The sequence below is a fragment of the Alphaproteobacteria bacterium genome (assembly GCA_020638555.1).
Taxonomy (GTDB): domain Bacteria; phylum Pseudomonadota; class Alphaproteobacteria; order Bin95; family Bin95; genus JACKII01.
The window spans coordinates 193,584-207,733 of the sequence record JACKII010000004.1; the positions used below are offsets into that span (position 1 = coordinate 193,584).

Genomic DNA, 14,150 nt, shown 5'->3' on the forward strand with positions numbered 1-14,150 from the left:
GAATTTCGAGACCCGAGTATGGCGAGCCCGCCCGCCGCTGCAAAGACGTTGTGTCCCGCCCGCGCTCAGACCGAGGGCGCCGGCCCCTCCCCCTCGCGTATGGTTTCCGGCTCGGGCTCGGCATGCGGTTGCGGCTCCGGCTTGCCCGGACTGGCATCGGGGCGGCGGTCGCGCACCACATGCAGAGGCGGTGCGTTGCCCTTTTTGTCGATGCCGAAATAGACGGTCTGGTGCGGGAACGGGATCTCGATATCGCGTTCGTCGAACACGCGCTTCAGGATCTCGTTATAGGCCCGCCCGACGACCAGATGCCGACCCCCGACGCATTTTATCCTGACGCGCAGGATGATGGCACTGTCGCCGAAGGCATGCAGGCCCTGCCATTGCAAGTCTTCGAGAATGTCCTTGCCATAGTCCGGATTGGCACGCAGTTCGGCAAAGGCGTCGAACATGGCTTGCTTTGCCTCGTCGACGCTCTCGCGGTAGGCAATGCCCATGTCGCAGACATAGAAGGTAAAGCCGCGCATGTAGTTGGAGACCATATCGACAGACGAGAACGGGATGATGTGGTAGATCCCCTGGAGGTCGCGCAGCGAAACCGAGCGAATGGTCAGCCGCTCGACCACGCCGGTGGTGCCGCCGACGGACACAACATCGCCGACATTGATCGCGTTCTCGAACTGGATGAACACGCCGGTGATGATGTCCTGCACCAGCTTCTGCGCGCCGAAACCGATGGCGAGGCCGAACACGCCGGCGGACGCGATCAGCGGGGCGATGTCGATGCCCATTTCCGACAGCACGAACATCAGCGTGATGACCAGCAGCAGGATCGTCGCCGCATTGCGCAGCAGCGACAGCAGGGTGCGCTCGCGCGAGGTCGGCACCGAGCCGTAGTCGGGGTTCAGCCGGTATTCGACCCAGGACGACAGCGCCAGCCAGACCAGGAACGCGCCAAAGGCGATCAGCGCCACACTGACCAGCGTCCCGGTAAAGCGCACGCCGAACGGGCTGTTCAGCCAGGCGTCGAAATCCAGGAAGCCAATCAACTGCAAGCTGAACGCCAGGATGGCCGCGGTGATGACGACGCGGACGAAAATCAGCGCGTGCGGCACAAAACCGTTCAGGCGCTGCTCCAACAACGGCAGGCGGCTGTGCACCGACGGCGGCAGGCGCACGCCCCGCCGCATCAACCGCCGCAGCAAGGTGTTGAGCACAACGCCCGCGACCACCAGGCCGAACACCTTGGCCGAAGCCACCAGCAGCGGGATGAGAATGCCGCCGGGGCGCGCCAGCACGATGGCGAACAGGCCGATCAGATACAGCAACACCGGCACATGCCAGTTGCGAGCCAGGAACCGGATCACCCCGGACCGCTGCTCCCAAGAGCGTTCCCCCAGCAGCCATTGCGTCACCGCCGACCGGTTGCCGATCACGAGAACGATCAGGATCGCCACCGCAAACAGCGACAGCACAGTGGAGACGCCGCGGCCGGCGAAGAACGAGACGTTTTCGTTGATGATGGGGACGATCAGCAACTGGCCATAGCCGACCAGGCTGATGGCGATGTTGAGCCAGACCGAAAGCAAGCGCGCACCCTTGTCCGGGATCGCCACCAGCCGCAGGGCCGAGGATGTGGGCGACAGCACCCCGCGCATCACCACCTTGGCCAGTTCCACCACCAGGAAGGCGTTGAGATAAAGGGTCTGGCGAATGCCGATCTCGCCGGGCTCGCCGAACACCAGCAACGCCGCCAGATAGCCCGCGGCCCAGGCCAACAGCACCACCAGCGCGTCGATGACCACCGAGCCAAGGATCAGCGCGCCGGTGCGTGCGATTCCCGCGCTCGCGGCCAACGCGCCCATGCGCCGGTAGAGGCGCTTGGCCAGCGTCCGCAGCGCCAGGAACAGCACGATGGTCGTGACCATGACCAGCAACAGGTCGACCAGCGCCTGCCAGACGACCTCGGCCGGCACGTTGGCGACGGCATCGACCGCGTCGGGCGCCCTCTGGAGTTGCTGCATGAAGGCGACCGAGCGGTCGACCGCCTGCTTGGCGACAGCCCGGGTGGTCTCCGCGATCTGGCGACCGATCGAATCGTCGTCCGCGGCCGCGCTTGCCGCCGCAGTCGCGCCACCCGTGCCCGCCTTGGCCGCTTCGGCCGTGGCGGCGATGCGGTCCAGCTCCTTGACAATGGCCTCGCGGCTGGCCGGGTCGTTCAGCAGTTGCGAGAGCGCCTTGGCCTGGTCCGCCGACAGGTTCGAAGCCGGCGCGGCTGGCGCGGCCGGCGCGGTCGCACCCGGCACGCCCTGGGCCAGAGCCGGAGAGGCTCCGCCGATGGCAATAGCGCCGGCAAGCAGCAGGCCGAGCAGACAGATCGCAGCGAGCATGCGGGGGACAACATGCCGTGCGTGGTGCGCACACATCATCGAATGTCCGTCCTATGATCCTTCGGGCCTACGATCCTTCGGGCAGGCGGCGCACCGGATGTGCCCCGCCTCTCTGCCGTTCGCGGGCCGGCCCCACTTCCCGGACCGGACGCGGGCATGATCGTGCCCTGGAGAAGGCGCCCAATCGGCGCCCGATTGCGCCGCAAGGTAAGGGGTCGCCGTTGCCCTCGCAACTGCCACTAAGGTAGCGGCGCCCCATCCGGACGATTGGCGCGGATCGGCCGGACCGCTACGCTCCCCCCGCCGCAGCCCGGATCGCCGCCCATTCGGCCCGCATCCATTCGACGCAGCCGATAGCCTGGGCGAACAGCGAATAGCGGCAGCCCTCGCCATAGTCGGGGCCGGGAATGAACTCGGTCGAGATCTGGCCGAGCTTGGCCGACGGATCGCGGGCGCGGTGGCGCATCAGGATGCGGATACCCTCCTTCCAGGGCTCCAGCAGGCGCGCGTCCCAGGGGGCGTGGTATTCGCCGTCTGCCGGCGGCACGAACGGATACTGGATGCCGCGCCCGACCGAGCCGTCCTCGTGCCGACCGGTGAGGTTCTTCGGGTTGTTGGGCACGGCGGCACGGGCATGGCAATGGCGCACCCAGCCGGCCTCGACCCATTGGGCAATCACATTGCCCGACCGGAAAGGATCGAGCACCAGCTCGCCGCTCGCCACCTTGCGGTCGGTGCCGAAGATTTTCTGCTCGTCCGGATTGTCGATCTTGAAGATCACATGGCTGTGGTCGAGCGTCATGTTGAACTCCGCGCCGCGCTTTTCCACCAGCTGGCCGACCTCGGCGACACGGGGGAAGTCCTCCGACCACATGTTCACGTGGACCTCGAAACAGGGCTGCACCCCGTATTTCTGCCCGATCTCGCTCCAGCGCAGATAGGCATCGGCGACCTCCTCGTTCGTCACCACATGGCCGTCGGCATGGCGCAGCTTGATCTGGGTGTTGTGCACCAGCGAGCCCATGCGTTGGCCGACCGCGAGATTGTGGGCGATGAGCTTCTCGTCGTCGGGATTGCCGAGCTGGTAGAACCAGCCGCCCGCCCGCACCGGCAGGCCGTAGCGGTCGCGGCCCGTCTCGAAATCCTCGACCTGGTCCGGATCCGGGGTCTTGTCGACATAGTCGAACACCCCCGCCTCTTTGACCATGCGGAAACGCTCCAGCACCGGCGGCATGCCGTCGGCGAAGGCGTGCATGATGCCGTTGGTCTGGATGCCGAACAGAAGATCGTCCGCCATGATTCCCCTCCCCGCCTAGAGGCGCATGCGAAAGTCGTTGCCGCCATGCAAGTCGCGCCCGCCCATCAGGTAAAGCGTTCGGTCGGAATGGTCGGTGATGCCCATGTCGCGGGCCATGCGCGCCGCCTCGCCGCGGTCGAACAGGCTGGTGGTCGGCATGAAGCGCAGCGTCATGCCCCGGCGCGGCCGGGCGGAGTGGTTCGCCTCCGAGCCATGCAGCAGGTAGACATCGTGCAGCGACACCTGCCCCGCCTTCAGCACCATGTCGACGGCCCTGGCCTCGTCGTATTCCTCGGCGTTCAGTTCCTGGTGCAGGGTGACGTCGTCGCCCGCATAGGTGTGATGGCCGCGCAGCCGGTGGTCCTTGTGGCTGCCGGGAATGATGCGCAGGCAGCCGTTTTCCCGCGTCGAGTCGTCGATGGCGATCCAGACCGTGCAGGTGGCGAGCGGCCGGATCGGCCAGTATTCGCCGTCCTGATGCCAGGGCGTTCGCTTGCCGCCTTCGGCCGGCTTGGCGAAGAAGCTGGAATTCCAGAGCGCGAAGTCCGGCCCGATCACCTGCTCCACCATTTTCAGGATCGCCGGGTGGCGGGCGTAGTTGAGAAACGCCAGGTCGAACGCCAGCAAATGGCTGCAATACTGGTAGAATTCGGGGTGTTTCTCGACGAGCCGGGCATGGCGCTCGCGGATGTCGGCCAGTTCGTCCTCGCCGAGCGAGAATTGCTGCGGGATGACATAGCCGTCTTCGTGATACTGGGCGATCTGGGCGTCGGTGAGCATGGAATCCTCGGCTGTTGTGAAATTTCTTATACTGTATCTTGTGTTCCCGGGACGGTGCGGAGCGCCGATCCGGGGCCGGTGTCATCCTTCGAACACGCGCGACCGCGGTGTTCGCGAGATCGAGCGGCCCCGGATGCCTGCTCCGCAAGCTCCGGGGAACAACGGCGCTCCGCACCGTCCGGGGTTCATTCGCACCGTCCGGGGTTTATCGCCGGCGCTCACACCGGCGGGCGCAGGTCGGCCCAGGGACGGGCTTCTTCGAAGGCCGCGGCGGCCTGCAACACGCGCGTGTCGTCATAGCGCGGCCCCACCACCTGCAAGCCCACCGGAAGGCCCGCCTGGGTGAAGCCGCACGGGATCGAGGCCGCCGGCTGGTTCGAGAAATTGAACGGGTAGGAGAACTCGGCCCACTGCACCCAGTCCCATTCGTGCTGCGGCCAGTGCTCCGGGTTCAGCCGGTCGGCCGGGAAGGCCGCGACCGAGACCGCGGGCGTCACCAGCAGGTCGTATGTCTCCATCAACCGGTGCCAGGATTCCATATAGGCGAGCTTGCGCGCGCGCATGGCCATGTATTCCAGCGCGGTGTGCCCTTCCCCCGCCTTGATGCAGGCGACCAGGCCCGGGTCGAGCTTGTCCTCCCATTCCGGCAGCAAATGGGCGTAGCCCGCCGTCTCGTGCACCGCCCAGAAGAAGCGGATCATCTCCGGCCCGTCCTTGGCGAAGGCGATCTCGGCGTCGCTGACCGGCTCGACCGTGGCGCCCTGCTCCTCGAACGCCTTGAGGCCGGCGGCGACCAGACCGGCCACCTCCGGATCAACGCGGGCATGGCCGAGGTCGGGGGAATAGCCCACCTTCAGGCCCTTGATGCCCTTGCGCAGCAGCGCCGGATAGTCGTCCGGCGGCGCCTCCAGCGAGTAGTGGTCCCATGGATGCGGCCCGGACATGACCTTCAGCATCAGCGCCGCGTCGCCGACGGTGCGGGTCATCGGGCCGTTGTGGCTGACCTGGTCCATATTGCCCACCGGCCAGCCGGGTATGCGCCCGAAGCTGGGCTTCAGGCCGAACACGCCGCAGAAGTGCGAGGGCATGCGGATCGACCCGGCTCCGTCCGATCCCTGATGCAACGGCCCATAGCCCGCCGCCGCGGCGACGCCCGCGCCGGCCGACGAGGCGCCGGCGTTATAGCCCTGCTTCCACGGATTGTGGGTGATGCCGGTCAGGGGCGAGTGGCTCACCCCCTTCCAGCCGAATTCGGACGTGGTGGTCTTGCCGAGGACGATGGCGCCCGCATTCTTCAGCCGTGTGACGAAGGGCGTGTCCACGTCGTGAACATTGCCCTTCAGCGACAGCGAGCCCCGCTGCGTCGGCAGGCCGGCGGTCTGGGCCAGGTCCTTGATCGTCACCGTCATGCCGGCGAGCGGCCCCACCGCCTCGCCGCGGGTGATGCGGGCCTCCAGGTCGCGCGCCTGCGCCAGGGCGCCTTCCCCATCCAGCACGACGAAGGCGTTGAGCTTTGGCTCCAATGTTTGGATGTGGCCCAGAATGGCTTCACACAACTCGACCGGGGAGAGCTGTTTGGAGCGCACCAGCGGCAGCAATTGCGTGGCGGGCGTAAAGCAAAGGTCGGCGTCGGACATCGGGCGCACTCCAGCTAGCGACGGTTGGCTCGCCAATAGCTTAGCCAAACCGAAACGCCGCTGTCGCCTGAGAAAACCCGCCCGGTGTCCGGGCTTGGCCCTAGTCGGGCGGCTCGAACAGCATGGCGTCCAGGCGCAGGCCGAATTCCTGCTGGCCGAGGACGGTCTGGGTGTACTGCCCCTTGGCGTCGAACGCGCCCCAGTCGATCAACTTCCATTCCGGCTCGCGCTGGAATTGCAGGATCACCTGCCCGCCTTTCACATTGCCGCGCTCGGCCAAGACCACGAACACCCGGTCGCCCCGCTCCTCGCCCTCCAGCACCGTCAGATTGAACGCGAGGCTCTCATGGGGGTTCAGCAGAAACCCCAACGGCGTGCCGTCGGCGCTGGTCTCGATCACCCGTCCGTCTTTGGTGTAGACGCGAATCTCATTGCCGGTGACGAACAGCAAATTGTTCAGCGGCGCGCCGAACTGCATGCGGATCGCCGGCACCTCGCGGCTGACGAACAGATGGCCATGGGTCTTGCCGCTGGCGGTGACGAAGTCGAAATCGGCGGTGAGCGTGTCGATGCCGGCAATGTAATCCGCCGCCGCCACCGCCAATTTCTCGGCCTCCTCGCCCTTGAACTTGCGGGCGTCGGCCGGGGCCGAAACCACCAGAGCCAGCGCCATTGCGCCGCCCATCATCCGCCATAACCGTTGCATCGGGGATCCTCGTTCGCTGCGGGGCCGTGCCCTCACCGGCCCCGTGCTTAGCACCCGCCGGTCCACGGCGACAGCCCCCTTCAGCGCCCCTTGGCGATGCCGGGCCGCTTGGTATGGCGGGCGGTGCGGTGACGAAACAGTCACGGGCGGACCGGCTCGACGATACGCCAGGGCTCGGGCAACGGGTACTCTTCCAGGTTATGGCCGGGGCCGACTCGGTCGACGATCAGGAAGTCGGCCGGCCCGACCAGCGGCGCAAGCACGCCGTGCCAAGTGCCGGCGTGATACTGCACCCCCTGGCCGCCCGTGCCAACAAAGGCCAGCGGTGTGCCGGGCCGGCCGTCGTCGTCTGGCGCGACCATCACCAGCATGGGCGTGGCGGCCATCGGCACGAACGCCTGGCTGCCCAGCGGGTGACGCTCCAGCAGGTCGAGCGTATAGGGCAATGTCACCGGCGCACTGCGGCCCACGCTGAGCGCGATACGGCCCCCCTCACCCAGCACTTGCGGCGCCGCCAGGTCGTGGTAGCGGCCGCAGCGGCCATTGTTGATGAAGAAGCTCGGATCGCCGGCGGCCTCGATCACCCGCCCGAACGGCGCAAAGGCCGCGGCGGTGAGCGGCCGGGGGATAATGGTGCGGGACATCGGACTGTGGGACTCGCCTGGGCGGGAAAAGCGCTAGCGGAATCATAGCACAGCCTCCGGGCGGATGGCGATCTTGAGATATCATATTAATTATCCTTACTAACATACCATAATTGCATTTATTTTCTATTCTAAGATACGTTACTTCCCCCCTTCGATCCACAGCCGCTGTTTCCCGGCCGAGCCGGAGGCGAGCGCCGGGACCGGTATCATCCATCGAACACCCGCGCCGGCAGTGTTCGAAGGATGACACCGGCCCCGGATGGCGGCTCCGCCACCTCCGGGGTACACCGGCGCTCCGCCACCTCCGGGGTACACCGGCGCTCCACCGCCTCCGGGGTACACCGGCGCCTCTCCGCACCAAGACCTGTTGGGACAATGGCACGCCCGCTTCCGCGCTTGCGCGGCCCGACCGATCTCAGCGATGCTGGCGCGAGGCTCACTGCGCGATAGGACACCATCATGAACGCCGTCGAGAACCCCCGAGGTGGCTATCTTTACCTGCCGGCCGGCTATCCGTTTTCCTCCGGCACCGCGGCCCTGCCGGGCTATGAGGTGGTGAATGCCGTCTTTCGCCGGCCCGTGCCCTGGCGCGAGGGCTTTGCGGTCGTCGACCGGCACCTGACCGCGGCGGGCCGACCGAAACAGGCGCTCTGCGGCGTCGAACTGCGCTGCCCGAAGCCGATGACCCCGGACGGCTTCCACGAATTCAATACCGGCTACCGCGCCATCCTGGAGGACTGGGATATCATCGTCGACGGGGTGAACCCGGTCGGCCGCACCAATGTCTCGCCGGTGGTGAACCCGCCGTCGGAAACCCTCATGTATGGCTTCAGCTACACAGTCGAGAATGCGGATATACCGCGCACTTTCTGTGGGGCAGGTGGCGGCGAGACCACCGCGGATGGGGTCGTCCGCGAGGGCGATACCTCGCCCGACGGCATGCGCGAGAAAACCGCGCGGGTGATGGCGATCATGGAGGCCCGGTTGGCCGGGCTCGGCATGCAGTGGTCGGACGTGACCACGGTCAATGTCTACACCGCCGTCACCGATGCGGGCTGGCTGGCGCCGCAACTGCTGTCGCGCATGGGGCCGGACGCGGTGCACGGCATTCACTGGCACCTCTCACGCCCGCCCATTATCGGCCTCGACTTCGAGATGGACCTGCGCGGCACGCGGACGAAGCTCTGGCTCTGAGGCGAGGGCGCGGCGATAGCACGGCGATGGCGGGCGGTCCGGGCGTCCGTCCCTCAAAAGCCCTAAAGACGGCGGCGAACCAAAGCCGCTATAGTCCCCGGCAATGGAAGACACACGGCAGGGAGCCTCCGCCCTTATGAGCGAGCAATCCTTCGACCTGATCGTCATCGGTGGCGGTCCGGGCGGCTATGTCGCCGCCATCCGTGCGGCCCAGCTGGGCTTGAAAACCGCCTGCGTCGAACGCGAGCATCTGGGCGGTATCTGCCTGAACTGGGGCTGCATTCCGACCAAGGCGCTTCTGCGCTCGGCCGAGGTGCTGCATCTGATACAGAACGCGGGCGATTTCGGCCTGTCCGCCGACAACATCGCCTATGACGCGGCCAAGGTGGTGAAGCGCTCGCGCGACGTGTCGAAGCGGCTTTCCCAGGGCGTGGCGCATCTGCTTAAGAAGAACAAGGTCACCGTCATCGACGGCACCGCCAGGCTCGCCGGCGGCGGCAAGGTCGCAGTCAGCCTGACCAAGGGCGGCGACGAGACCCTGGCGGCGGACCACATCATTCTGGCGACCGGTGCCCGGGCGCGCGAACTGCCGGGCCTGGAGGCGGACGGCGAGACCGTCTGGTCCTACAAGGAAGCCATGGTACCGAAGGCCATTCCGGCCTCGCTGCTGGTGGTAGGTTCCGGCGCCATCGGCATGGAATTCGCCAGCTTCTACGCCGACATGGGCGCGGAGGTGACGGTGGTCGAGGTGCTGGACCGCATTCTGCCGGTGGAAGACGAGGAGATTTCCAAGTTCGTCCACAAGGCGTTCGAGAAGCGCGGCATCACCATCCTGACCGGCGCCAAGGTGGCGAAGCTCGACAAGTCCGGCAAGGGCGCCACCGCCACCGTGGAAGCGCCGAAGGGCACGGAAACCATCGCGGTCGAGAAGGTCATCATGGCCGTCGGCATCACCGGCAATGTCGAGGACATCGGCCTGGACAACACCAAGGTCGAGGTCGACCGCGGCCATATCGTCATCGACGAATGGTGCCGCACGGGCGAGCCCGGCGTCTATGCCATCGGCGACGTCGCCGGCCCGCCCTGGCTGGCGCACAAGGCCATGCACGAAGGCGTGGTCTGCGTCGAGAAGATCGCGGGCCAGGGCCACCCCCACCCGCTGACCGTCACCAACATCCCCGGCTGCACCTATTGCCGCCCCCAGGTCGCGAGCGTCGGCCTGACCGAGGCCAAGGCCAAGGAACAGGGCCTGGAAGTCAAGGTTGGCCGCTTCCCCTTCGTCGGCAACGGCAAGGCCATCGCCCAGGGCGAGCCGGACGGCCTGGTCAAGACGATCTTCGACGCCAAGACCGGCGAACTGCTGGGCGCGCACATGGTCGGCGCGGAGGTCACGGAACTGATCCAGGGCTACACCATCGCCAAGACCCTGGAGACCACCGAGGCGGAGTTGATGGCGACCGTGTTCCCGCACCCGACGCTGTCGGAAATGATGCACGAGGCCGTGCTTGACGCCTATGGCCAGACGCTCCACTTCTAGCCCCATGTTGCAGCCGGTACGAAAGGCCTCGCGCTGATGGCCGACCTTGTCCCCTCCGCCCCTGTTTCCCGCCATGGCCCCGCCGACCGGGCGCTGCGCCACCCGGAGAAAGCCCACCGCCCCGACCAGGAGTCCGGCCGCAAGCCGAAATGGATCCGGGTCAAGGCGCCGGTGGGCAAGCTCTATCACGAGACCCGGCGCATCGTGTCGGAGCAGAACCTCGCCACCGTGTGCGAGGAGGCCGGCTGCCCCAATATCGGCGAGTGCTGGCAACAGCGGCACGCCACCCTGATGATCCTGGGCAGCGTCTGCACCCGTGCCTGCTCGTTCTGCAACATCGCCACCGGCAAGCCGCCGGCGCTGAACCCGCACGAGCCGGAGCGGGTGGCCGATGCTGTGGCGGAGTTGGGCCTGCGCCATGTGGTCATCACCAGCGTCGACCGCGACGACCTGCCGGACGGCGGCGCCACCCATTTCGCCCGCACCATCAAGCACATCCGCGCCCGCTGCCCGGACACCACCATCGAAATCCTCACCCCGGATTTCCAGGGCAAGCCGGCGGCGCTGGACATCGTGCTGCGCAATCCGCCGGACGTCTTCAACCACAATCTGGAGACGGTGCCCGGCCTCTATCCCGAGGTGCGGCCCGGCGCGAAATATTACGGCTCGCTGAAGCTGCTGGACCGGGTGAAGGAGCGCAATCCGTCCCTCTTCACCAAATCGGGCATCATGGTCGGCCTGGGCGAGACCCGGCAACAGGTGGCGCAGGTGATGGACGACCTGCGCGCCGCGGACGTGGATTTCCTGACCATCGGCCAGTATCTGCAACCGACGCCGAAGCACCACAAGGTGGCCGACTATGTGACGCCGGAGCAGTTCGACGCCTATGCCCGCATGGCGCGCGGCAAGGGCTTCCTGCTGGTTTCGTCCAGTCCCCTGACCCGCTCCAGCTATCACGCCGACAGCGATTTCGCCGCCCTGCGCGCCGCCCGCGAGGCCAAGCTCGCCGCCCCGGGCGCGACCGTCTGAGAGGCCCGTTTTGCCGACCCATGCCGAACGCCGTTTCCTGCCCTATCGCCCGGAACAGCTGTACGCCCTGGTTGCGGACGTGGAGCGCTATCCGGAATTCCTGCCCTGGTGCACGGCCTGCCGCATCACCAGCCGCAACGGCCATGTCATCACCGCCGATCTGATCATCGGCTTCAAAATGATCCGCGAGCGCTTCACCAGCCGGGTCACCCTGTCTCCCGAAGAGCGAATCGACGTCGAATACACCAGCGGCCCGCTGCGCTATCTGAACAATCACTGGCGGTTCGAGCCGGCGCCCGGTGGCTGTGTCATCGATTTTCACATCGACTTCGAGTTCAAATCGCGCCTGTTCCAGCGGCTGGCCGGCGTGGTGTTCAACGAGGCGGTGCGGCGCATGGTGGCGGCGTTCGAAGCCCGCGCCAAAGTCCTCTATCGGCCGATCCCGGCATCCGCCGGTCGATCCCCCCTACCCGACACGGTGTCGGGGGATTAGTGTCGGGGCACAAGCACCGATAGTTCAAAAAGGTTTTGCGATATGCGGGAACGGATTGTCGTGGTCGGGGCGGGTCAGGCCGGCGCGTCTCTCGTGACGAAATTGCGCGAGCTCGGCTTCGACGGCCCGCTGACGCTGATCGGCGACGAACCCGTCCCCCCCTATCAACGCCCGCCGCTCTCGAAAAAGTTCCTGCTGGGCCAGATGGAAGAGGCCCGCCTCTATCTGCGCCGCGCCGACGTCTATGACGAACAGCGGATCGACCTGCGGGTCGGCACCACGGTCGACAGTATCGACCGCGACCACAAGGCCGTGATCCTGGCGAGCGGCGAGCGCATCGGTTACGACAAGCTGGCCTTTGCCACCGGCGCCACGCCGCGCAGATTGCCGGCGGCCATCGGCGGCCATCTGGACGGCGTCTACACGCTCCGCTCCATCGCCGATGTGGATGCAATGCGGCCCGAATTCCAATCCGGACGGCGGCTGTTGGTGGTGGGCGGTGGCTATATCGGGCTGGAAGCCGCGGCGGTGGCGGCGATGCAGGGGCTCCAGGTCACGCTGATCGAGATGGCGCCCCGCATCCTGCAACGGGTGGCGGCGGAGCCCACCAGCGACTATTTCCGCGCCCTCCACACCGAACACGGCGTCGCCATCCGCGAGGCGACCGGCATCACCCGTCTGGTGGGCGAGAACGGACGCGTGAGCGCAGCCGAACTCGGCGACGGCGAGACATTGCCGGTGGATTTCGTCATTGTCGGCATCGGCATCCAGCCGAATTCCGGCCTGGCCGCCGACGCCGGCCTCGCCACCACAAACGGCATCCAGGTGGACGCCCAGGGCCGCAGCGTCTGCGACCCCGCCATTTTCGCCGCGGGCGACTGTGCCGTGTTCCCGTTCCGGGGCGAGCCGACCCGGCTCGAATCCGTGCAAAACGCCATCGAGCAGGCCGAAGCCGTGGCCGCGACCATGCTGGGCAGTGAGGCCCTTTATGTCCCCGTTCCATGGTTTTGGAGCGATCAGTTCAAGTGCAAGTTGCAGATTGCTGGGCTGAATCGCGGTTATGCCCGCACCATCGTTCGTCCGGGCGCGAAGCCGGGGGCGCAGTCGGTCTGGTATTTCTCCGGCTCCGGCCGGGTGCTGGCGGTGGACGCCATGAACGACCCCCGCGCCTATATGGCGGGCAAGCGCTGGCTGGAGGCGCGCCAGAGCCCGACCCCGGCCATGATCGAAGATCCCGCCGCCGACCTGCTGAAGCTGGCGCCGACGGGCTGACCGGCGATTTTGCCTCCGGACCCAAGTCGACCCGAGACAAGACCGGGGCGAGCGCATAGGCTTGGGCCAAACCGACCGAACGGGTCCAGCCAAAGGAAACCCCGCCCATGCTCGCCCTGCAAAAGACCGAACCCGCCTTCGGCGCCGTGCTCGCCGACCGCCCCGAACCCGCCATCGGCGAAGGCGAGGTGCTGGTGCAAGTGGAGGCCGCCGGCATTTGCGGCTCCGACGTGCACATGTACGAGTGGACGCCCGGCTATGAATGGCTGATCCCGGCCCTGCCCGTCACCATGGGCCATGAATTCTGTGGCCGCGTCGCCCGCCTCGGCCCCGGCGTCTCCGGCCTGGCGGAGGGCGACCCGGTCGTGGTCATGCCCAGCTATTCCTGCGGCACCTGCGAGCGCTGCCGCGCCGGCAAGCCGGACACCTGTGCCGAGCGCAAATCCATCGGCCTGTCGGTCGATGGCGGCTTCGCCCGCTTCGTCCGCGCCCCGGCCCGCAACTGCCTGCCCATCGGCGAGGACCTGCCGCCGCACATCGCAGCATTGGCCGAGCCGCTGGTGGTCGGCGACCGGGCGGTGCAGATCGGCGCGGTCGAGGCCGGCCAGGACGTGGTCGTGCTCGGCCCCGGCATTATCGGCCTCGCCACCGCCTTCATCGCAAAACAGGCGGGGGCCGCCTCCGTCACCATTGTCGGCAAGGACGATCCGTTGCGCCTCGGCATCGCCCGCGAACTGGGCGTCGACCGCATTGTCGACCTGGCCGATGGCGGCCCGACGCTGGCCGACCATATCGCCGAACGCTCGGTCGACCGGGTGTTCGAGGCCACCGGCTTCGGCGAAAGCATCACCCAGGGGCTGGGCCTGCTGAAGGATTACGGCATTCTGACCGCCATCGGCATCCACGCCGCCCCGGCCAGCTTCGACGTGACGCCCTTTGTGCGCCGCAAGCTGCAGATGCGCGGCTCGCACGGCGCCGGACGGGACAGTTGGGACCGGGTGCTGCCGCTGCTGCCGGACCACCAGAACGCCCTCGGCGCCATCGTCACCCACCAGATCCCGCTCGGCGAGGCCATCGAGGGCTTCGAGATGAGCCGCCGGCGCGAGGCCTGCAAGGTGGTGATCCGCCCCGGCATGGCGTAACCTTCTCCGATCTTTGGCAATCCCGA

Annotated in this window: 12 protein-coding genes; 6 read left to right on the top strand and 6 right to left on the bottom strand. The window is 67.0% G+C overall.

The features are described 5' to 3' along the window. Nucleotides 1-65: 65 nt before the first annotated feature. From H6844_14920 to H6844_14945, 6 genes are all read right to left on the bottom strand, one after another. Nucleotides 66-2,426, bottom strand: coding sequence for a mechanosensitive ion channel (locus H6844_14920; protein ID MCB9930692.1), 2,361 nt, complete (start codon nt 2,424-2,426; stop codon nt 66-68). 253 nt (nt 2,427-2,679) lie between these two features. Beyond that, entirely contained in the window at nt 2,680-3,687 is a 1,008-nt protein-coding gene (locus H6844_14925) for a hypothetical protein (GenBank protein MCB9930693.1), read from the bottom strand. Nucleotides 3,688-3,702: 15 nt separating this feature from the next. Beyond that, complete coding sequence (locus tag H6844_14930; GenBank protein ID MCB9930694.1) at nt 3,703-4,467, bottom strand: phytanoyl-CoA dioxygenase family protein; 765 nt, start codon at nt 4,465-4,467, stop codon at nt 3,703-3,705. Between the two features lie 218 nt (nt 4,468-4,685). Further along, nucleotides 4,686-6,104, bottom strand: coding sequence for an amidase (locus H6844_14935; GenBank protein ID MCB9930695.1), 1,419 nt, complete (start codon nt 6,102-6,104; stop codon nt 4,686-4,688). 100 nt (nt 6,105-6,204) lie between these two features. Further along, nucleotides 6,205-6,810, bottom strand: a complete 606-nt coding sequence (locus H6844_14940) for an outer-membrane lipoprotein carrier protein LolA (protein MCB9930696.1) — start codon at nt 6,808-6,810, stop codon at nt 6,205-6,207. Nucleotides 6,811-6,950: 140 nt separating this feature from the next. Next, nucleotides 6,951-7,454: an ureidoglycolate lyase gene (locus H6844_14945; protein ID MCB9930697.1), complete on the bottom strand. Its 504-nt coding sequence runs from the start codon at nt 7,452-7,454 to the stop codon at nt 6,951-6,953. Between the two features lie 462 nt (nt 7,455-7,916). Here H6844_14945 and H6844_14950 point away from each other — a divergent pair, with 462 nt between their 5' ends. From H6844_14950 to H6844_14975, 6 genes are all read left to right on the top strand, one after another. Beyond that, nucleotides 7,917-8,651 (top strand): RidA family protein, encoded by a 735-nt coding sequence (locus H6844_14950; GenBank protein ID MCB9930698.1) that lies wholly within the window; start codon nt 7,917-7,919, stop codon nt 8,649-8,651. Between the two features lie 136 nt (nt 8,652-8,787). Beyond that, complete coding sequence (gene lpdA, locus H6844_14955; GenBank protein ID MCB9930699.1) at nt 8,788-10,188, top strand: dihydrolipoyl dehydrogenase; 1,401 nt, start codon at nt 8,788-8,790, stop codon at nt 10,186-10,188. Nucleotides 10,189-10,224: 36 nt separating this feature from the next. Next, nucleotides 10,225-11,217: a lipoyl synthase gene (lipA, locus tag H6844_14960; protein MCB9930700.1), complete on the top strand. Its 993-nt coding sequence runs from the start codon at nt 10,225-10,227 to the stop codon at nt 11,215-11,217. Between the two features lie 10 nt (nt 11,218-11,227). Then, complete coding sequence (locus tag H6844_14965; protein ID MCB9930701.1) at nt 11,228-11,710, top strand: type II toxin-antitoxin system RatA family toxin; 483 nt, start codon at nt 11,228-11,230, stop codon at nt 11,708-11,710. Between the two features lie 42 nt (nt 11,711-11,752). Further along, nucleotides 11,753-12,982, top strand: a complete 1,230-nt coding sequence (locus H6844_14970) for an FAD-dependent oxidoreductase (GenBank protein MCB9930702.1) — start codon at nt 11,753-11,755, stop codon at nt 12,980-12,982. 107 nt (nt 12,983-13,089) lie between these two features. Beyond that, on the top strand, nt 13,090-14,124 hold the full coding sequence (locus H6844_14975; protein ID MCB9930703.1) for an alcohol dehydrogenase catalytic domain-containing protein: 1,035 nt from the start codon (nt 13,090-13,092) through the stop codon (nt 14,122-14,124). Nucleotides 14,125-14,150 lie beyond the last annotated feature (26 nt).